Annotated in this window: 19 protein-coding genes and 1 other annotated feature; of the genes, 17 read left to right on the top strand and 2 right to left on the bottom strand. The window is 37.1% G+C overall.

The genetic code is table 11. From position 1 onward, the window contains the following. The first annotated feature begins 212 nt into the window (after nucleotides 1-212). From A2536_01045 to A2536_00965, 17 genes are all read left to right on the top strand, one after another. On the top strand, nucleotides 213-614 hold the full coding sequence (locus A2536_01045) for a hypothetical protein (protein ID OGF45628.1): 402 nt from the start codon (nucleotides 213-215) through the stop codon (nucleotides 612-614). Nucleotides 615-623: 9 nt separating this feature from the next. Further along, nucleotides 624-821 carry a hypothetical protein gene (locus tag A2536_01040; protein ID OGF45627.1) on the top strand — a complete coding sequence of 66 codons (198 nt, stop codon included), beginning with the start codon at nucleotides 624-626 and terminating at the stop codon, nucleotides 819-821. A 199-nt stretch (nucleotides 822-1,020) separates the two neighbouring features. Further along, nucleotides 1,021-1,284: a binding site (FMN riboswitch), on the top strand. A 195-nt stretch (nucleotides 1,285-1,479) separates the two neighbouring features. Beyond that, a complete protein-coding gene (locus tag A2536_01035; protein ID OGF45626.1) occupies nucleotides 1,480-2,577 on the top strand; it encodes a riboflavin biosynthesis protein RibD in 1,098 nt (365 codons plus the stop codon). Further along, the gene (locus A2536_01030) at nucleotides 2,577-3,209 is read left to right on the top strand and encodes a riboflavin synthase subunit alpha (GenBank protein OGF45625.1); all 633 of its coding nucleotides are present in this window, start codon (nucleotides 2,577-2,579) and stop codon (nucleotides 3,207-3,209) included. The genes A2536_01035 and A2536_01030 overlap by 1 nt, the downstream gene beginning before the upstream one ends. Then, on the top strand, nucleotides 3,193-4,401 hold the full coding sequence (locus A2536_01025) for a bifunctional 3,4-dihydroxy-2-butanone 4-phosphate synthase/GTP cyclohydrolase II (GenBank protein OGF45624.1): 1,209 nt from the start codon (nucleotides 3,193-3,195) through the stop codon (nucleotides 4,399-4,401). Before A2536_01030 ends, A2536_01025 begins: the two co-directional genes overlap by 17 nt. A 12-nt stretch (nucleotides 4,402-4,413) precedes the next feature. Further along, complete coding sequence (locus A2536_01020; GenBank protein ID OGF45623.1) at nucleotides 4,414-4,878, top strand: 6,7-dimethyl-8-ribityllumazine synthase; 465 nt, start codon at nucleotides 4,414-4,416, stop codon at nucleotides 4,876-4,878. A 25-nt stretch (nucleotides 4,879-4,903) separates the two neighbouring features. Beyond that, nucleotides 4,904-5,338, top strand: a complete 435-nt coding sequence (locus A2536_01015) for a transcription antitermination factor NusB (protein OGF45622.1) — start codon at nucleotides 4,904-4,906, stop codon at nucleotides 5,336-5,338. Beyond that, nucleotides 5,328-6,191: a UTP--glucose-1-phosphate uridylyltransferase gene (locus A2536_01010; protein OGF45621.1), complete on the top strand. Its 864-nt coding sequence runs from the start codon at nucleotides 5,328-5,330 to the stop codon at nucleotides 6,189-6,191. Before A2536_01015 ends, A2536_01010 begins: the two co-directional genes overlap by 11 nt. Then, a complete protein-coding gene (locus A2536_01005) occupies nucleotides 6,188-7,195 on the top strand; it encodes a hypothetical protein (GenBank protein ID OGF45620.1) in 1,008 nt (335 codons plus the stop codon). The genes A2536_01010 and A2536_01005 overlap by 4 nt, the downstream gene beginning before the upstream one ends. Next, on the top strand, nucleotides 7,192-8,136 hold the full coding sequence (locus tag A2536_01000) for a UDP-glucose 4-epimerase (GenBank protein ID OGF45619.1): 945 nt from the start codon (nucleotides 7,192-7,194) through the stop codon (nucleotides 8,134-8,136). Before A2536_01005 ends, A2536_01000 begins: the two co-directional genes overlap by 4 nt. A 4-nt stretch (nucleotides 8,137-8,140) precedes the next feature. Further along, nucleotides 8,141-9,202, top strand: a complete 1,062-nt coding sequence (locus A2536_00995) for a bifunctional phosphoglucose/phosphomannose isomerase (GenBank protein ID OGF45618.1) — start codon at nucleotides 8,141-8,143, stop codon at nucleotides 9,200-9,202. Nucleotides 9,203-9,208: 6 nt separating this feature from the next. Next, nucleotides 9,209-9,946, top strand: coding sequence for a hypothetical protein (locus A2536_00990; GenBank protein OGF45617.1), 738 nt, complete (start codon nucleotides 9,209-9,211; stop codon nucleotides 9,944-9,946). A gap of 1 nt (nucleotide 9,947) precedes the next feature. After that, entirely contained in the window at nucleotides 9,948-11,102 is a 1,155-nt protein-coding gene (locus A2536_00985; GenBank protein ID OGF45616.1) for a methionine adenosyltransferase, read from the top strand. Further along, nucleotides 11,102-12,358, top strand: a complete 1,257-nt coding sequence (locus A2536_00980; protein OGF45615.1) for an adenosylhomocysteinase — start codon at nucleotides 11,102-11,104, stop codon at nucleotides 12,356-12,358. The genes A2536_00985 and A2536_00980 overlap by 1 nt, the downstream gene beginning before the upstream one ends. 124 nt (nucleotides 12,359-12,482) lie before the next feature. Then, nucleotides 12,483-12,905, top strand: coding sequence for a hypothetical protein (locus A2536_00975; protein OGF45614.1), 423 nt, complete (start codon nucleotides 12,483-12,485; stop codon nucleotides 12,903-12,905). A 121-nt stretch (nucleotides 12,906-13,026) separates the two neighbouring features. Continuing rightward, nucleotides 13,027-15,237, top strand: coding sequence for a hypothetical protein (locus A2536_00970; protein OGF45613.1), 2,211 nt, complete (start codon nucleotides 13,027-13,029; stop codon nucleotides 15,235-15,237). 2 nt (nucleotides 15,238-15,239) lie between these two features. Further along, complete coding sequence (locus A2536_00965) at nucleotides 15,240-16,229, top strand: hypothetical protein (protein ID OGF45612.1); 990 nt, start codon at nucleotides 15,240-15,242, stop codon at nucleotides 16,227-16,229. Nucleotides 16,230-16,234: 5 nt separating this feature from the next. Here the strand turns inward: A2536_00965 and A2536_00960 are convergent, their stop codons facing one another. Both A2536_00960 and A2536_00955 read right to left on the bottom strand, forming a co-directional pair. Continuing rightward, nucleotides 16,235-17,326 (bottom strand): hypothetical protein, encoded by a 1,092-nt coding sequence (locus A2536_00960; protein OGF45611.1) that lies wholly within the window; start codon nucleotides 17,324-17,326, stop codon nucleotides 16,235-16,237. Further along, nucleotides 17,323-18,444, bottom strand: a complete 1,122-nt coding sequence (locus A2536_00955) for an LPS export ABC transporter permease LptF (protein ID OGF45610.1) — start codon at nucleotides 18,442-18,444, stop codon at nucleotides 17,323-17,325. Before A2536_00955 ends, A2536_00960 begins: the two co-directional genes overlap by 4 nt. Nucleotides 18,445-18,596: the final 152 nt, after the last annotated feature.

The raw sequence follows: 18,596 nt of genomic DNA, 5'->3' as shown, positions 1-18,596 counted from the left end.
GACGTTCCTCCTTATAATTTTGTTCTCGTAAAACTTATTATACAGGATACGTCGCTGTTTTACTTCATACACATCTTTTGATTATAACTCTTGCATCCAGTGGCAAGAGTAATTGCATCTTTTGCTATTAATATCTCAAAAACAAAAAATGCGTTTTTTCAAAACAAATGAAGAAGCGCTTGCATGGCTTAAGAAGTTAAGGGGATAAAAAGATGAAAGAAAAATCAGAAGTAAGACAAGTGGGTGAGAGAGAAATATGGGTAGGTGAAAGCAGGTTTTATCTTGATGAGGATAATATACTATATATTACATCCGTTGGAGAGTTCGATGATGAAACAGCAATTGCAAATAAGAAAGCGTTTCTTAAGCTGCTAAATATGGCTAAAGGAAATTTGAAGCAGCTTATAGATCTTAATAAATCAGGAAAGTCGTCAGTGCAAGCAAGAAAAATATGGAAGGAACTTACTGAAAATGAAAGAATTGAAAAACTTGCTCTTTTCGGGCTACACCCGGTTGCAAGAATACTCGCCTCATTTGGTATAGGTCTTACAAATAAGAAAGGTGTGCGTTTTTTTAAAACAAAAGAAGAAGCGCTTGCATGGCTTAAGGAGTAAAAATGCGAAGTGAAACGGAGTCCACATCAGGCGGAGAAGAAAAAGATAGAGAAATATGGGCGGGAGGACGTAAGAAATGAAGGTGAAGCTAAAGAGCCAAACAAAGAAATTAAGGATGATAAAAAGCAAAAAATTCAGTCTGTTGAAAAGACACCGGCAGAAATAAAAGACAGTGAATATATAAAAGTCCCGGCAAGGCCAAAATAAAAACAGCAAATGCGGAAGATCCTAAAGATGGCTCTGTAAAAAAGAGAAAAGCTGAAGAAAAAGCCACAACTAGAATTATTAACCGCATCTATAATTACTTGCGCTGGAAATCGCGTTCAGCCTCGAGTTAAGCGCGACATTAAGTTTACTTGTGAGTGAAACATTGGTATTGACGGCAGCGTAATCGTTTGTTATAATCAATTAGCTTCAGGGCTGGGTGAGATTCCCGACCGGCGGTAAGCTGGAGAAATTCCGGCAAGCCCGCGACTCAGGCACTTACTTTAAAGGATGCAAATTCCTAGGGTTGTTTAAGTAGCTCAGGGATAAGCAGGTGTTAACTAAGTTGCTTCTTTATGAAGTAAGTGCCTGACTGATCCGGTTATATTCCGGGGCCGACAGTAAAATCCATGAACCACTAGAAATACTCGGGTTCAGGGCTAAGTCTGGATGGAAGAAGGTGGTGTTGTTTTATTAAAAACCTTGCCCTGTTTGCAAGGTTTTTTTATTTTCAGGAGAAACATCAGGAAATGTGATAACAGTGATTAAAGTGTACAATAATGAGCTAATTAATTAAATAAAAGCACATTAATGTGAGACGTTACAGACCTTATAGACGATTACGGACTTTTATGGACGGCAGACAGCAAGGAAAGCCAAAATGAAAAAGTATAATGCAGATTTAAAGTACATGCAGAGAGCAATTACCCTTGCTCTCCTCGGACAAGGGTTAACAAAGACCAATCCCATTGTCGGGTGTGTAATTGTTAAAAACAATAAGATAATAGGTGAAGGCTTTCATAAAGTATTTGGCGGTACTCATGCGGAAATAAATGCGCTAAAAAAGGCGGGTAAAGCGGCTAAAGGAGCGACCTTGTATGTTAACATGGAACCGTGTTTTCCTTTTTCCGGGAAAAAAACAGTTCCTTGTGTTGAAAAAGTAATTTCGGCAGGAATTAAAAAATGTATTATTGCCATGAGAGATCCTAACCCTGAAGTTTCAGGCAGGTCAATTGCATTGTTAAAAAAACATGGGACGATTGTTGAAGTTGGACTCTTGAGTGAGCTTGCAAAAAGCATTAACGAGCCATTTATTAAGATCGTAAAGACCGGACTTCCACTGGTCGTTTCCAAAATGGCAATTACACTTGACGGAAAAGTTGCAGCTTACACAGGAGATTCTAAATGGATATCTAATGAGAGTAGTAGAACTCTTGTTCACTACAAAAGGTCAAAGCTTGATTCGGTGATGGTTGGGATAGGAACGATCAAGAAAGATGATCCGAAACTTGATGTTAGAATGGTGAAAGGGCGTAATCCTGTAAAAATAATAATAGATCCGATGTGTGAGATAAGTTTAAAGGCAAAAGTACTTATAGAGAAGGCGAATGTCCTTGTTTTTGTGAATACAAAAGCGGATAAAAATAAGGTTGATAAACTTGTTGCAAAAAAGATCAGAGTTATTTCTGTTCCCGGAAAAAATGGTACCTTGAATTTAAAAAGTGTGCTTTCATCTTTACCTGTATTCGGGGTAGCTTCTGTAATGCTTGAAGGGGGGCCGACCTTACTAACTGCAGCTTTAAAAGAAAATGTTGTTGATAAGATAATGTGGTTCATTTCACCGAAAATACTGGGTGGTGACGCAATAAACATCATCGGCTCCATGGGATTTAAGAGGGTCAAAGATGCAATAAAAATATATCAACCGGTTTTTTCCGGGTTTAATGGTGACATACTTGTCGAGGGGTGTATTAATTAATGTTTACAGGGATAATTGAAGAAATTGGGGAAATAAGAGGTGTTAAGACCGACGGGGACAACTTGTTGATCGATATTTTAGCCGGAAAAATACTGGAAGGTATGAAAATCGGCTCCAGTATCTCAGTAAACGGTGTGTGTCTTACTGCGGTCAAGATTAATAAATCAGATTTTACGGCAGAGGCAACGAAAGAAACATTACTTCGAAGTAATTTAAAAAAGCTTAAGACGGGTGATAATGTCAATTTAGAGAGACCTTTAAAAGCCGACAGTAGATTGGACGGTCATATTGTTATGGGGCATGTTGACGCTGTCGGGATAATAAGGTCATTAAAGAAAGGTGAGGGATCCTGGCGCCTGGCTGTTGAAGTGCCTGAAAAATATACGAAATATATTGTAGATAAAGGATCAATTGCTGTTGACGGGGTAAGTTTAACTGTTACCGAATGCAAAAATAATACTTTTATTTTAAATATTATCCCTCACACATTTGAGATAACTATTTTGAAATATAAAAAAATAGGGAACGAAGTAAATATTGAAGTTGATATTATAGGCAAATATATTGAAAAGATGCAGTCCGGCAGTAAAAAAGAAATTACAAAGGAGTTTTTAAATGAAAACGGGTATTAGCAGTATTCCTGAAGCGATAAAAGATTATAAAACAGGCAAGATGCTTATTGTCATCGATGATGAAGATAGAGAAAACGAAGGGGACTTGGTTTTAGCCGCCGAAAAAACAACTCCGGCAAAGATTAACTTTATGGCGAAACATGGAAGGGGTTTAATATGTCTTCCTCTGCTTTCTAAGAGGCTGGACGAATTGAATATTCCTGATATGGTAAACAGTAATACTTCAAGTTTTCATACGGCGTTTTCTGTTTCTATTGATGTAAAAAAAGGTGCTACTACAGGTATTTCAGCTTTTGACAGAGCCAGGACGATTCTCGCGGCAATAAATAAAAAAACTAAGCCTTCGGATCTGGCCAGACCGGGACATATTTTCCCTTTAAGGTATAAAGATGGTGGAGTTCTTAAAAGAGCAGGACAGACAGAGGCCTCCGTAGATCTTGCGCTTCTTTCCGGACTTTATCCTGCAGGAGTTATTTGTGAGATAATGAAAGAAGACGGCTCTATGGCAAGGCTTCCTGATTTGCAAAAATTCTCAAAACGTTTTGGTATAAAGATAATAACGGTAGCTGACTTGATTAAACACCGAAGGCAGACGGAGCTATTGGTTAAAAGATCGGTAGAAACAACTATTCCAAATAAATATGGTGTATGGCGGGTTATAGCTTATGAGAATCTTATAGACGGAGATTTCCCAATTGCTTTGGTACTTGGAGATATTACGGGGAAAAAAGATGTACTAGTAAGAGTTCATTCGGAATGTTTAACCGGAGATATCCTGGGCAGCTACAGGTGTGATTGCGGAGAACAGCTCGACAGATCTATGGGAATAATAGCAGAAAGTAAGTCAGGAGTATTATTGTATATGCGGCAGGAAGGACGCGGTATAGGTTTAATCAATAAACTGAAAGCATACTCGCTTCAAGATAAGGGTTATGATACTGTGCAGGCAAATGTAGAGCTTGGATTTAAACCGGATCTCCGGGATTATGGAGTTGGAGCTATGATTCTTTCTGATCTTGGATTAAAGAGCATAAAGCTTCTTACAAATAATCCCAGAAAAGTAATCGGACTTGAAGGTTATGGTTTGGAGATAAAAGGTAGAATACCGCTGGAGATCAAACCAAACAAGTTTAATCTTAAATATTATAAAACCAAGAAAAAGAAAATGGGACATATTCTAAAGAGTGTATAGGAGGGTAATAAAATGGGTAAAGTAATTGAAGGAAATATGATAGCAAAGGGTAAAAAGTTTGCTATCATAGCAGGCAGATTCAACAGTTTCATCACGGACAAGCTGGTGTCGGGCGCACTGGACACCTTAAAACGTCACGATGTAGAAGAAAAGGATATGGACGTTATTAAAGTGCCTGGTTCTTTTGAGATTCCTGCTGTCGCAATTAAGGCAGCAAAATCAAAAAAATATGATGCAATTATTTGTGTAGGTGCTATAATAAAGGGAAATACGCCTCACTTTGATTATGTTGCGTCTGAAGCGGCAAAAGGAGTAGCAATGGCCTCTATGGAATCAGGTATTCCCGTGATCTTTGGTATCTTGACAACGGAGTCTATTGAGCAGGCAATAGAGCGTGCAGGGACTAAGTCAGGAAACAAAGGTGCTGATGCTGCTTTAGCTGCTATTGAAATGGCTAATCTTTACGAAAAAATCTGACAAACAATTTAAATAAAAGGGAAATATGGGAGAACGGCGTAAGTCCAGGGTAATTGCGCTTCAGATGCTTTTTTCTGCAGACCTGGGAAAGCTTGAGTATATTGATTTGAAAAAAGATTTTCTGGAAGAACTTGATGAAGAACCAAAAGTAAAAGCATTTGCGTTTGAATTAGTAAAAGGAACTATAGAAAATCTAAAAGAAATTGATGATGCAATAAAGAACCGGATTAAGAACTGGGATTTCGACCGGCTTGCAAATGTAGATAAGAACATCCTCCGGTTTGCGGCTTATGAACTACTTTTTCGAGATGATATTCCGGTGCCTGTAACAATAAATGAAGCTATTGAGATTGCAAAATCTTTTTCAGGTCCGGAAGCGGGGAAATTTATAAATGGTATTCTCGATAATATAAAAAAAGATATCAAAATTAAAAAAGAGGAGTACAGAAATGGGGCTTGACATAAAAAAAGCCGTTATACCCTGTGCTGGGCTGGGTACCCGGTTCTTACCTGCGACTAAAGCTCAACCTAAAGAAATGTTACCGATTTTTGACAGACCGGCTATTCAGTACATTATTGAAGAAGCTCTCTCCTCTGACATTGAGGACATTGTTTTAGTTACAGGCCGGGGAAAGCAGGCAATTGAAAACCATTTCGATAAATCCTTTGAGCTTGAACATTATCTTAAGGAAAGAAAGCAATATCAGCTGCTGAATAATGTCGAACGTATTGCGGAACTGGCGGATATTTATTATGTAAGACAAAAAGAGCCTTTAGGGTTGGGGCATGCTATAAGCTGTGCTAAAAGTTATCTTCAACATGAACCTTTTGCCGTATTTCTTGCCGATGATCTTATTTATTCGAAAACACCCGCAATAAAACAGCTGATAAATGTTTATAATAAGTATAACTGCGCTATTTTAGCGGTAGAAGAAGTTTCTCCGGATAAGATTTCGCATTACGGAGTGATCAAACCTGTTAAGATCTCTGAAACAGTTTTCAAAGTTGAAGACATTGTGGAAAAACCAAATTCTTCGGATGCTCCGTCTAACCTTGGAGTTGTCGGCAGATATATATTAGTTCCTGAAATATTCGATATCCTTTCAAAAGTTCAAAAAGGAAAGGGAGGGGAAATCCAATTGACCGATGCCATAAAAACTCTTCTAAAAACACAACCGGTTTATGCGGTCAAGTTCAACGGAAAGAGGTATGATACCGGGGATAAGTTGGGATATATGGAAGCTTCTATTGAATATGCTTTGAGAGATAAAGAAATTGGTTCGAAATTAAAAAGTTATTTGAAAAAACTATGAAAAAATATGTAAACATATTTGGTTTTATTCTGGTTATTGGGTTTTTAGTTCTTGCTTTTTATAAGGTAAAATTAACGGATGTAATTGACGGTCTTAAAATATTCAATCCGGTTTATATATTTCCTATAATAGCTCTAACTGTATTATATTTTGTTATCAGGGCTTACCGATGGGGACTGATATTCAGACCTAATCCTGTGCCTTCCTTTAAAAGTTTGTTTTCGGGGATAATGATAGGAGTTATGGTAAACAATCTTGTACCGGCAAAGATAGGAGAAGTATCCCGGGCTTTTATTTTAGGAAGAAAAGAAAATACCGGGATAAGCCTGACTTTTGGAACTATAATTGTAGAAAGAATTTTTGATTTTCTGGCTCTGTTTTTTTGTTTCTTTGCAGTATTTGTTTTTTCTCCCACAGAAAGAGAGTTTTTAAATAATGCTTCTATGCTGTGGAAAACGGCTTTTTTTATTACCTTGAGCGGATTTATAATCCTTATTGTTCTTATAGTCGCATTTAAACTTAAGACGAATATGTTTGTAAATGTGGTCGAAAGAATAATCGGTTATTTTTCAAAATCTTTTGCCTCCAAGGTGGATAATATTTTCAATTCCTTTGCTGCCGGGTTAAAATGCCTTGATAGTTTTAACAATAGCTGTAAAATATTTGCTACATCAGTTATTCAATGGGCTCTTATGGGATTTACCACCTGGATAGCTTTAATTTCTTTTAATATTTATATTTCTATTTTCTCAGCAAGTTTTTTAATGGTACTTGTTGTTCTTGGATGTGCTCTCCCTCCATCACCGGGCGGAATAGGACCGACACAGTTTATATCAGTACTTGTTTTGAATTATTACGGGGTAAACGGCGGGGAAGCCATGGGTTTTTCAATAGTGCAGAATTTTCTTACATTTGCGGTTGGAACTATACTTGGAATATATTTTCTATTCAAAGAAAGTATGAAGTTTTCTGAAATTATCAAGTTCAGCGAGGAGAAAAGATGAAAACAGTTGTAACCGGAGCTGCCGGATTTATAGGTTCTCATCTTTGTGAGAAATTGACCGGTAAAGGTTTTGATGTTGTGGGTCTTGATTGTTTTACCGATTACTATTCGAAAGAGATCAAGAAAAGCAATTTAATTGAGTTAAGGAAAAATAATAATTTCGATTTTATTGAAGGTAATCTGAATAACCTAGATCTTAAAAATATTCTTAGTGACGCCGATTATGTTTTCCATCTTGCTGCGCAAGCAGGAGTCAGGTCAAGCTGGGGAAAGGATTTCAATGTTTATACCGATAATAATATTCTTGCTGTTGCAAATTTACTGGAATCTGTGAAAAACAGCAAAAAACTAAAAAAACTGGTATTTGCCTCTTCGTCCTCGGTTTATGGTGATACAAAAGAACTGCCGGTTAAAGAGACTACAGAAACCAATCCTGTTTCTCCTTATGGAGTTACAAAACTTGCAGGGGAAAAGCTGCTATTTTCTTATGGCGCAAATTTTGGAATACCCTACATAATCCTGAGGTTCTTTACAGTTTTTGGTCCGAGACAAAGACCTGATATGGGTTTTAATATATTCATAACGAAAATGTTGAACGGAGATTTCTTGCCGGTATTTGCTAATGGAAAATCAACAAGGGATTTTACATATGTTTCCGATATAGTTGACGGCTGTATACTTGCAGCAAAGAGCAAAATCAAAGGAGAGATTATTAATCTGGGAGGAGGGCGTAAAATTAATCTTTTGGAAGTTATTAAAAAACTGGAAAGATTTACAGGAGTAAAAGCTAAATCACAGTATTTTAAAGCTCAAAACGGTGATGTTTCACATACCTGGTCTGATATTTCAAAAGCAAAGAAACTACTGGGCTACGCACCCGGCGTTACTTTTGATTATGGTTTGGAAAAAGAAGTTAAATGGCTGAAAGAAGGGGGAAAATAAAGCTATGTTTGATCTTGATTATTTAAAAGGAATGAAAAAGCTGGATCCGTCAAGTATGATGGAAAATGTGTTGAACTTCCCTGAGATGGTTAAGACCGGTATCAGGATTGGTAAAGATGCAAAGGTACCTCTTGATTATAAAAATGCAAGTAAGGTTCTTTTTACAGGGCTTGGTGGCTCTGCGATTGGCGGAGATATTCTTAAGAATCTATTATATGATAATTCATCTGTTTCCATAACTGTAAATAGAAATTATACAGTTCCAAAATGGGTGGGTGAAGATACTCTTGTTTTTGCTGTTTCACATTCAGGAAATACTGAAGAAACAATATCTGCGTTTAAGGATGCTCTTTCAAAAAAAGCAAAAATAATAGTAATTACATCCGGAGGTGCTTTAAAAATCCTTGCAAAAGAAAATAAAATACCGGTAATTTTAGTTCCGGGAGAAAAACCTCCAAGAGCATCTCTGCCCTATTTGTTTTTCCCTGTACTTATTATTATGTATAAGCTCGGATTTGCAAAAGTAAAAACCGGTGAACTGTCAGAATTGTTAAAGATACTGGAAATGCTAAAAAAAACTTATGCTCCTGAAGTTAAATTAGAAGATAATCCTGCTAAAAAGCTGGCGAGTAAATTATTTGCCAAGCCGGTTATTATATTTGGCTCTGCTGACTCCACAGATGCTGTAGCCACCAGATGGAAATGTCAACTTTCAGAGAACTCAAAGGTTATTACATTTGCATGCACCATCCCGGAGATGAATCATAATGAAATTGTAAGCTGGGGGATGCTTAAAAAAATTCTCAGGAAATTTGCCGTGCTTTTTATTCGTGATGAATATGAATTGCCTCAGATAAAGAAAAGGTTTAAACTTACAAAAGAGGTGATCAGTAAAAGAGCAAATTGGTCGAGTGAGATTTGCTCTGTCGGAAATTGTATGTTAGTAAGAATGTTTTCTCTTATATATCTGGGAGATTTTACCAGCGTATATCTGGCAATTTTATACAAAGAGGACCCTACAGCTATAAAAATAATAGAAGAATTTAAAAACGCTTTGTCTGAGTAATTTTACATGAAAAAACTTTCAATTTTAGACGTTCGAGTAGACAGTGTTTTCTTGGAAGAAATAAAACAAATTACTTTGCATTTAATTGCCGAAAAGAAATCATCAATATTTGTTTCGCTTGGAAGTTTGACGGTAATGCTGGCCAGGAAAGATTTGGCCTATAGAGCCCTTATAGCAGAGGCAGAATTGGTTATATGTGACGGTGCCGGAGTCGCCTTGGCTTTAAAATACCTGACCGGAGAAGAAATCCCTCGCATTCCCGGTGTTGATTTAGTTCCTTTCTTTGCAAAATTATCAGAGGAAAAAGGTTTTAAGTTGTTTCTTCTTGGGGCGAAAGAAGATGTAATAAATAGAGCTAATGATTTATTGAAAATAAACTTTCCAAATGTAAATATTTGTGGATATTTGAACGGATATTTTGATATAATAAATTCAAATGAAGTTATAAAAACAATTAAAAGAGCTTCTCCCGATATATTGATTGTTGGTTTGGGGCAACCCGCGCAGGAAAAGTGGTTAAAAGAAAACTTAAAAGACTTGTCTGTGCCGGTTACAATAGGTGTAGGCGGAAGTTTTGATGTAATTGCCGGAAAAATAGTTCGAGCACCGGTTATTTTTAGAAAACTTGGTCTTGAATGGCTTTTTAGGATGATTATTGAACCTTGGCGGATCAAAAGAAATTTTGCGCTTGTTGGATTTGTTTGCCTAATAATTAAAAATAAATTTAAGGGAGGAAAAGAATAAAATGTCAAAAAGATATATTTTCACCTCAGAGTCGGTAACGGAAGGACACCCCGATAAGGTTGCAGATCAAATATCCGATGCGGTTTTAGATGCAAATATTTCAACAGATCCTTATGCCAGGGTTGCATGCGAGACGCTTGTTACAACGGATACTGTTGTTATCGCAGGGGAAATAACTAATAATAGCAAGGCAATTATGAACTATGAAAAATTAGTCAGAGAAGTTGTTAAGGATATCGGTTATACGGATCCAAAAATAGGTTTTGCGGCAAGCACGTTCAGGTTCCATAATTTATTGCACAGCCAATCTGCTGATATAGCAATGGGCGTGGATACAGGTGGGGCAGGGGATCAAGGGATTATGTTTGGTTATGCTTCAAAAGAAACCAAAGAATTAATGCCTCTTCCGATTGCTTTAGCCCAGAAACTTGCTCTCAGGCTTTCTGAAGTGAGAAAAAAAGGTGTTTTGAAATATTTAAGGCCGGACGGCAAAACACAGGTCTCAGTTGAATATTTAGACGATAAACCTGTCGCCATTACCGCAGTTGTTATTGCCGCCCAGCATTCTCCTGATGTAACCCAGAAAAAACTCAAAATTGATATAATTAACAAAGTAATAAAGCCTATTCTGGGCGCGTATTTTAAAACACTGAAAAAATCGGCAATATTTATCAATGAAACCGGTAATTTCGAAATAGGAGGTCCTCACGGTGATACAGGTTTAACCGGAAGAAAAATTATTGTTGACTCCTATGGCGGGCGGGGCAGACATGGAGGGGGAGCTTTTTCGGGTAAAGATCCGACAAAAGTTGACCGCTCGGCAACTTATATGGCAAGATACGTGGCAAAAAATATAGTGGCAGCGGGACTTGCTGATGAATGTGAAGTTCAGTTTTCTTATGTTATCGGCAGAGCAACACCTGTGTCCGTTCTGGTAAACACTTTTGGTACCGGCAGAATAAGCGAAGAAAAGCTTTCTGAAATAGTAAGAAAGAATTTTAAACTAAAACCCAGAGAGATTATTGATTTTCTTAAATTAAGAAGACCAATATACAGAAAGACTGCAGCTTACGGTCATTTTGGAAGAGCTTTAAAGGAGTTCACCTGGGAGAAAACTGATAAGGCTGCAAAACTCAAAAAGGAGGCGGGTCTCTGATGAATTATGATGTTAAAAACTTAGCTCTGGCTGCGGCCGGAAAACTTAAAATTGAATGGGCTAATAATCAGATGAAGGTTTTAAATTTGATTAAAGCTCGTTTTAAAAAAGAAAAACCTCTAAAAGGTGTCAGAGTTGCGGCTTGTCTTCATGTCACCAGTGAAACTGCAAATCTGATGATTACTCTGAAAGAGGGTGGAGCTGATATTATTTTATGTGCATCAAATCCTCTAAGCACTCAGGATGAAGTTGCAGCATCCTTGGTGAAGGATTATGGAATAGCTACTTTTGCAATTAAAGGCGAGGATAATGCAACATATTATAGACACCTTGAAGCAGCTCTTCAAAATAAACCTCAGATGACAATGGATGACGGCGCCGATGTAGTGTCGATGATTCATTCTAAAAGGAAAGATTTACTTAAATATATTATTGGCGGAACTGAAGAGACGACTACCGGAGTTATACGTCTTAAAGCTATGGAAGTTGACGGAGTATTGAAATATCCGATCATTGCAGTTAATGATGCCAATACCAAACATATGTTTGATAACCGATACGGTACCGGTCAATCAACTATTGACGGTATCATTCGCGCTACAAACGTCCTCCTGGCCGGTTCTAATTTTGTTGTTTGCGGCTACGGCTGGTGCGGAAGAGGTGCGGCTATGAGAGCAAAAGGTATGGGCGCAAATGTTTATGTGACTGAAGTTGATCCTTTGAAAGCTATTGAAGCTAACATGGACGGCTTTATGGTCGTTGATTCTGTAACCGCAGCAAAAATAGGGGATATTTTTGTAACTTTAACCGGAGATGTTGATGTGCTTACCGATAAACATTTTAAAGTTATGAAAGATGGAGCGATTATTTGTAACTCCGGACATTTTAATGTGGAGATTAATCTGCCCAAACTTAAAAATATCTCAAAAAATATAAGACAAATGAGGGAGTTTGTTGAAGAATATACTCTTAAAAACGGAAAAAAAGTATTTGTCCTTGGCGATGGCAGGCTGATAAATCTGGCAGCGGCGGAAGGACATCCGGCTTCTGTAATGGATATGAGTTTTGCTAACCAGGCACTTTCAGCAGAGTTCATGAAGAAAAATGCAAAGAAGCTCAAGAATAAAGTATACTCGGTTCCAAAAAATATTGACGAGAATATAGCTTCTTTAAAACTAAAATCTATGGGAATTACAATTGATACACTTACTAAAAGACAAAAAGAATATCTTTCAAGCTGGCAGGAAGGCACTTAAAGCAAGGATAGAAAGAGAAGTGTAAGAAAGGAAGAGATTAAGTGGTGTTGACAAAGACAGGATCTGGGGATATACTTAATTAATTAGGAAACAGTAAAATTAATTACAAGGAGGTGATATCTAAATGTTAAAAAGCAAAAAGGGTTTTACCCTGATTGAGCTGATGATTGTTGTTGCAATCATTGGTATTCTTGCAGCTGTTGCGATTCCAAGATTTGCGCAGATGCTTGATAAATCCAGGGAAGGTGCCACGAAAGGCAATCTGTCTGCCATCCGTTCCTCTGTTTCGATTTACTACTCGGAAAAAGAAGGTGTTTGGCCGGGAGACTTGTCAACAGCTTTTACCAGCTACCTGTATCCGATTCCGCCTGCAAAGGCAAATCAGCTGGGCAATGTTTCAACAGTAGACATTACTCAAACTACTGTTCCGGGATCTGCAGGTGTAGGATGGTCATTTATAGCCGCAGCCGGAAATACGTATACTGGCAATGTATTTGCCAACAGTACGGCAACAGATACAAAAGGCAGCTCATTCACAATGTATTAATGATGACTGGACATCTCTCGCCGGTCTTAAAGGGCCGGCGGGGGAGTTTAGAATAAATGTGATTATTCAATTTATCCCCCGTAGCCTCAAAAAGGTTACGGGGGCTTTTTAAAGGTGATAAATGACAAGATTATTTCTGATAATTTTATTGCTTATTTTTCCTGTTAAATCATATTCATTGACCTTCACTGAGAACTTTAGTAATTTAAACAATATTGATACAGCTAACACAAATCTTACAGTAATAACAACGAGCGGAAAGGTCAGATTGCCTTTTAGTTCTTCATTTATAGATCTTGGCTATACCGGCACAACCCCCCTTACTTCAATCTTTACTTCTCCTCATAATGTTAGTCGTATTGCATATGGCGACAATGTTTTTTTAATCGCAGGAGGTGCTATTCCGAATTATCCTGCAAAGGTAGTTACCTATGACGGTAATACTTTCACTGATAAATCCGGTGTTATTTCTGGAATAACAGATGGTTATAGTGATGTAATATTTGGGAACGGCGCTTTTTATGTTTCCAGCGCATTATCTACCGCTACTATAGCAAGAGCAAAATTTTCGAAGTTTGATATTAATCCCTTCGAGAATCTTATTTGTGACGCCTATGTAACTTCTTTTTATACAAATGGAATAAATTCTTTAGGTTATAACGAAACCTCGTGGCTTATCGGAGGAGATAACGGAACAGTTAATAGCTGGAACGGTTGTACAACTTCTACATGTGCGTCAAACTTATCAGCTAATCTTCAAAGTACAAATAGTTCTTGGGCTACAAATACTGTTTCGGTAATAGCATATAGTACTACAGGTTCTTATTGGTTACTGGGAGGAACAAACGGACTTTTGGCAAGATATAATGGTTCTGCTTTTACGGATCTTTCAACAGCTGCTGCTCTCAGTACTAATAAAGTTAAAGCTATTGCCTGGAATGGTTCAGAGTTTCTCATAGGAGCTGCAGGCGGTAATCTTACAAGATATAATGGTTCTACATTTACCTCATGTACTTCCAGTGTTACAAGTACAAACGGAGGGTGTTTTGGTTCAAGTGATATAAACGCCATAGCTTGGAATGGCTTAGAATGGATTATAGGTGGAGCCTCAGGAAGGCTTTGCATATATGACTCTACAGATACAACTCCGGTAACAAATAATTTTACGGCTATAGGGACGAATACAACCGGAACTACTAAAACCACACTCTTAAGTTCGCTATGGAGTACGAATTCCATAAATGCATTATGCTGGAATGGCAGTACTTTGCTTATAGGCGGTAGTGCCGGCCATCTGGATAAAATAAGTAGTTTTTATAATGGGTCAACAGCGAAGTCCATAGTCTCCAAATCCGGTGTTTATACGACAACCGGCAGGATATATTCGGTAGCATTAAATGTAACAGCTATAACTAATGGACAGAGTTTGGCATACTATGTTAGTTGTGATGGCGGAACAAATTGGCAGTCAATTCAAAACAATAATAATGCTACGATAATTTCTAATACAGGGGCTGATTTAAGATGGAAAGTGGATATGACAGGGAATTGGAGAACACCTATAATTAGTAATCCGCTGACTCTTACTTGCCTTACCGTTGCTCAATCAGTATTGCCGGCCGGGTTAGGCGGAGAAGTGCTTTATTCCGGAGATAACAAGACAAAAATAAGTATTCCGGTCGGATTGCTGACGGCAGATACTAGTTTTATGTTTGATCCGATAGTTACTCCTCCGACTGCTTCCAGAGCCCCGACTACTGCAGTAGTTGCTTATGATATTACTGCTCAAAATATTGCTACGGGAGCTATGATAACAGAGTTTTCTAAATCAATTAATCTTTCTCTTTTTAGAAGCTCAAGCGGAGGAATGGTCACAGGAACTTCAGTTTCAACTGCAAATGCAGCTGCCTCGCTGGCAATTGCATACTGGAACGGTTTATATTGGATACCTCTTTCTACAAAAATTGAAGCAGATGGTACGGGCTTTTCACTCTCTGCAAAGATAAATCATCTCTCAAAGTATGCGATAGTTGTGGCTTCACCGGAAATAACAGCTATAGTGGAGCCAAATCCTTTTACACCTGCAAGTGCAAATCCGGCATTCGCCAGGACAAAATTCACCTTTCCAAATTCTGATCAGGGAAATGCCGCAATTAAAATATGGGATAGAAATGGTTCGGTAATAAGAGAAATAACTATGGATGGAGTCAGTCAGATAGAATGGGATGGGAAAGATACTCAAGGCCGAATGGTTGAGAGCGGTGTTTATTTGTATGAGGCAATAGTTGGTGGAACTTCGAGAGCAAGAGGTACTGTTGTTGTGGGAAGGTGATTATGATTAAAATATTGATTCCAATCCTATGTTTCATTGTTTTTGTTGTACAGATTACATATGGCGCTTTTAACATGATAAACTCTTCTGCCAGATCTGTAGGAATGGGGAATGCCTATGTTGCGGTTGCTGATGATATTAATTGCATATTAGATAATCCTGCTGGACTTTCCAATCTGAAATCCTGGGAAGCAACGTTCACCGCTACAAAACTGAATTGGGGTGTTGATAATATGGGCGAAGGATTTACGGCTGTGGGGTTGCCTATAAAAGGAATAGGCGGAGTCGGTATAGGTTATTATAACTTTTCTCATCCGCTATATTCGGAAAATGTGTTTTACCTTGCATATTCAACGCCTGTACCTCTTTTTGTCAAATCGGCTGTTTCGTTAAGCGGAAAATACCTTACAAAGAGTTACACCTCTAATGAATGGACAAATTCCGCTTTAAATCCGGATTTTACTGCCCTTTCAAAAAGCAATTTTTCAATTGGAGTATCTATTCATTCATATATAAATAAAGATCTGGCTCTTGGTTTATTTATTGATGATATTAACTCTCCTGATGTCGGAGCCTTTTCTTCGGAGCTTCTTCCAGTGACATTCAGGATGGGAGTTAATTATTTTATGGATAAATATACTTTTATTAATTGTGAGGGATATTCGAGAGGCAGAGATCATAGATTATTCATTGGCGGGGAAAATAGTGCTTTTAAAACAGGTGATATCGGTATTCTTCTGATTAGAATTGGTTTAGGTTTGGGTAATAATGATTATTTTAATGCAACAGCAGGTCTTGGTTATAAATTCAATATTCCATATATGGGTGTCGGAGGTCAGGTTGATTACGGCTTTCAGTTCCCTTTTAATTTTGTTTCAGGTTCCTCCGGTAATCATATGATATCATTGACTATAAGAGAAAAGCATAAAGAACTTGTAAATTATGGAGTTGTTAAAGAAGAGGAAAATACAGAAAAAAATAAAAAGAATTAACTATTTCATTTTTTCATTGTAATCAGCATTATTGTACCTGTAACAAGAAAAATAAAATTCCCTCCCCAAGCAGCAATATAGGGTGCTACCACACCGTGCATACCCAGAACTTTCCCAATAGATAGCAGCTGCCAGTAAACAAATCCAATCAAAAAGCTTATTGCAAAACTTAAAATGACACCGCTATATTTACCTGTATTCAGACCAAAGGGGATGGCGAGAAAGGAGAGCATAAAAATGGAGAAAGCATAAGATAGTTTAAAATGCAGATAAACTCTCTCTTCTCCTGTTTTTTCTCCGCGCACTTCAAGGTCTTTTATCTCCTTATTTAATTCTCTTACTGTCAATTGATCAATATGTTTTTTTTTGGTGGCCAATTCTATCGGGCTCTCAGCTATGAAAGCTTCTGAAACTTTAATCATTTTCGCGATTTCCTTTTTATCGTCAGGGAAATCCCTTATGTAACTGTTAAAAAAATACCATTTATTGTTTTTCCACTCTGCTTTCTCCGAATCAATCCTTCTTTTAACTGAACTGTCAGGGTTTTGGTAATACATTGTAATCCCTGACATCATATTTCTTTCACCGTTGAAATATTTTATATTAGCCAGCCAGCCGTTTTTTGATTTAAATACAAGATTATTACGAACTTCTGCAGTAGATGACGCCGATTTCCAGATTTCCTTAATACGTATGTCGGCAGATTTTGAATAGAGTTTTGTAATAAAGGTTTCATTAGCTATTATCACACCCAGACTTAATAAAAAAGATAAAAGCAGTATTGGAGATATTATCTTTATTGTGCTGACTCCGCTGGTTCGCATTGCCATAATTTCGTTTGTTTTATTAAGTCCTGCAAAAGTGATAAGAGTGCAAACAAGAGAGGCAAAAGGCGCTGTATAAAGAAGCTGATAGGGTATTTTATACGCAAAATACTTAATTATAAGCCGGAGATTGACTTTCAACTCAATTAATGATTTGATTTCGTCTGAAACAGAAATAATAAAAAATACTAAAAATAGTGCAAATAAAGAAGATGTAAAATTTTTCAAAAAACGTAAAGCCAAATATTTATAAAGAATTAATGGAGTTTTCATAATGATATTTTTTCTCTAATTGACAAATAAAGTAATATAACTCCAGCAATGCAGGTTATGATATTGGGAAGCCACATGGCCAGCCAGGGAATAAGTAATCCTCCTGAACCCGTTATCTCTCCGGCAATTAGGAGAAAATAATAAAAAAGTATAAGTACTAAAGAAATCAGAAAGCTTAAAGAACGCCCTTTTACTCTAATAGATATACCCAGTGCTATTCCTATTATAGTAAAAGCCGTACAAGCAAAAGGAATTGCTATTTTTTTATGATATTCCACCTTTAGATTATTTGTATTAATACCTTTTTGAAAGGATTTTGTGATTTCACTGCCAAGTTCTGTTAAATCCATCTCTCTCGCAGATTTCTCGTTTGACACCATTCCTGCCAGCTTATTTTTCAAATCAAGGTTAATATCATAACTGTTAAATTTTATTCTTGAATATAAGTTTCTTTCTTTTGGATTGGCCTGATGAAAAGTCCCATCTTCGAGTCTTAAATAAACTGCTTTTTCCATGGGATCAGAATGTATTGACCCGGTTTTTGCTGAAATAAAATAAGAAGGCTCGTTCTCTGTTTCCTGTGTAAATACTATAATATTTTTAAAGGTATTTTTGTCATCTTTCTCGTCAACATAAAATACGAACTTATCAAAATCTGAAACAAACACTTTTTGTTGAATAGCAAGTGAGGCTCTCTCGCTGGTTATCTTGTAAACAAGGTTTTTAAAAGAGGAGTTTCCCCATGGTAATACATAATTATTCCAACCAATCATAATAAAGCTTCCAATAAGACTCGCAGTGAGGACAGGAAATATTAAAGTCCTTATATGAATTCCGCTTATTTTCATGGCTATTATTTCATTATCTGAGTTTAACCTGTTAAAGGCCACCATTACTCCTACCAGAACTCCCATAGGCATAGTAATTGCAAGAAATGCAGGCATAATAAAAATAAGTAATTGCAGAGTAGTAAATATTCCAACACCGCAATTGATGACCAAATCAGTAAGTTCCGTCATTTTGTCGCTAAGAAATATAAGAGTAAAAAGTATAAATCCGACAAAGAAAGGTCCCACCATCTCTTTTAAAATGTATTTTGTGATAATTTTAATCTTCATATACCCATTGTATATGAAAAGCCATTTAATATCAATTCTCTTTTGTTTGACCCGAAAGAGTTAATGTCAAATGTTGTGTTTGAGAAGTAGCGAGCATCCTTGGTTACAAAACCTCCTTTCTTGAAAAATCTGAACTTTTACCTCTAAAATTC

The sequence above is a fragment of the Candidatus Firestonebacteria bacterium RIFOXYD2_FULL_39_29 genome (assembly GCA_001778375.1).
Lineage (GTDB): Bacteria > Oederibacteriota > D2-FULL-39-29 > D2-FULL-39-29 > D2-FULL-39-29 > D2-FULL-39-29.
The sequence above is the reverse complement of the archived record's forward strand: the minus strand, read 5'-3'. Positions and strand labels throughout refer to the sequence as shown.

Bases quoted from the DNA above. Each gene is read 5' to 3' on its own strand.
- A2536_01045 (OGF45628.1), top strand. From the start codon at position 213: ATGAAAGAAAAATCAGAAGTAAGACAAGTGGGTGAGAGAGAAATATGG.
- A2536_01035 (OGF45626.1), top strand. From the start codon at position 1,480: ATGAAAAAGTATAATGCAGATTTAAAGTACATGCAGAGAGCAATTACC.
- A2536_01030 (OGF45625.1), top strand. From the start codon at position 2,577: ATGTTTACAGGGATAATTGAAGAAATTGGGGAAATAAGAGGTGTTAAG.
- A2536_01025 (OGF45624.1), top strand. From the start codon at position 3,193: ATGAAAACGGGTATTAGCAGTATTCCTGAAGCGATAAAAGATTATAAA.
- A2536_01020 (OGF45623.1), top strand. From the start codon at position 4,414: ATGGGTAAAGTAATTGAAGGAAATATGATAGCAAAGGGTAAAAAGTTT.
- A2536_01015 (OGF45622.1), top strand. From the start codon at position 4,904: ATGGGAGAACGGCGTAAGTCCAGGGTAATTGCGCTTCAGATGCTTTTT.
- A2536_01010 (OGF45621.1), top strand. From the start codon at position 5,328: ATGGGGCTTGACATAAAAAAAGCCGTTATACCCTGTGCTGGGCTGGGT.
- A2536_01005 (OGF45620.1), top strand. From the start codon at position 6,188: ATGAAAAAATATGTAAACATATTTGGTTTTATTCTGGTTATTGGGTTT.
- A2536_01000 (OGF45619.1), top strand. From the start codon at position 7,192: ATGAAAACAGTTGTAACCGGAGCTGCCGGATTTATAGGTTCTCATCTT.
- A2536_00995 (OGF45618.1), top strand. From the start codon at position 8,141: ATGTTTGATCTTGATTATTTAAAAGGAATGAAAAAGCTGGATCCGTCA.
- A2536_00990 (OGF45617.1), top strand. From the start codon at position 9,209: ATGAAAAAACTTTCAATTTTAGACGTTCGAGTAGACAGTGTTTTCTTG.
- A2536_00985 (OGF45616.1), top strand. From the start codon at position 9,948: ATGTCAAAAAGATATATTTTCACCTCAGAGTCGGTAACGGAAGGACAC.
- A2536_00980 (OGF45615.1), top strand. From the start codon at position 11,102: ATGAATTATGATGTTAAAAACTTAGCTCTGGCTGCGGCCGGAAAACTT.
- A2536_00975 (OGF45614.1), top strand. From the start codon at position 12,483: ATGTTAAAAAGCAAAAAGGGTTTTACCCTGATTGAGCTGATGATTGTT.
- A2536_00970 (OGF45613.1), top strand. From the start codon at position 13,027: ATGACAAGATTATTTCTGATAATTTTATTGCTTATTTTTCCTGTTAAA.
- A2536_00965 (OGF45612.1), top strand. From the start codon at position 15,240: ATGATTAAAATATTGATTCCAATCCTATGTTTCATTGTTTTTGTTGTA.
- A2536_00960 (OGF45611.1), bottom strand. From the start codon at position 17,326: ATGAAAACTCCATTAATTCTTTATAAATATTTGGCTTTACGTTTTTTG.
- A2536_00955 (OGF45610.1), bottom strand. From the start codon at position 18,444: ATGAAGATTAAAATTATCACAAAATACATTTTAAAAGAGATGGTGGGA.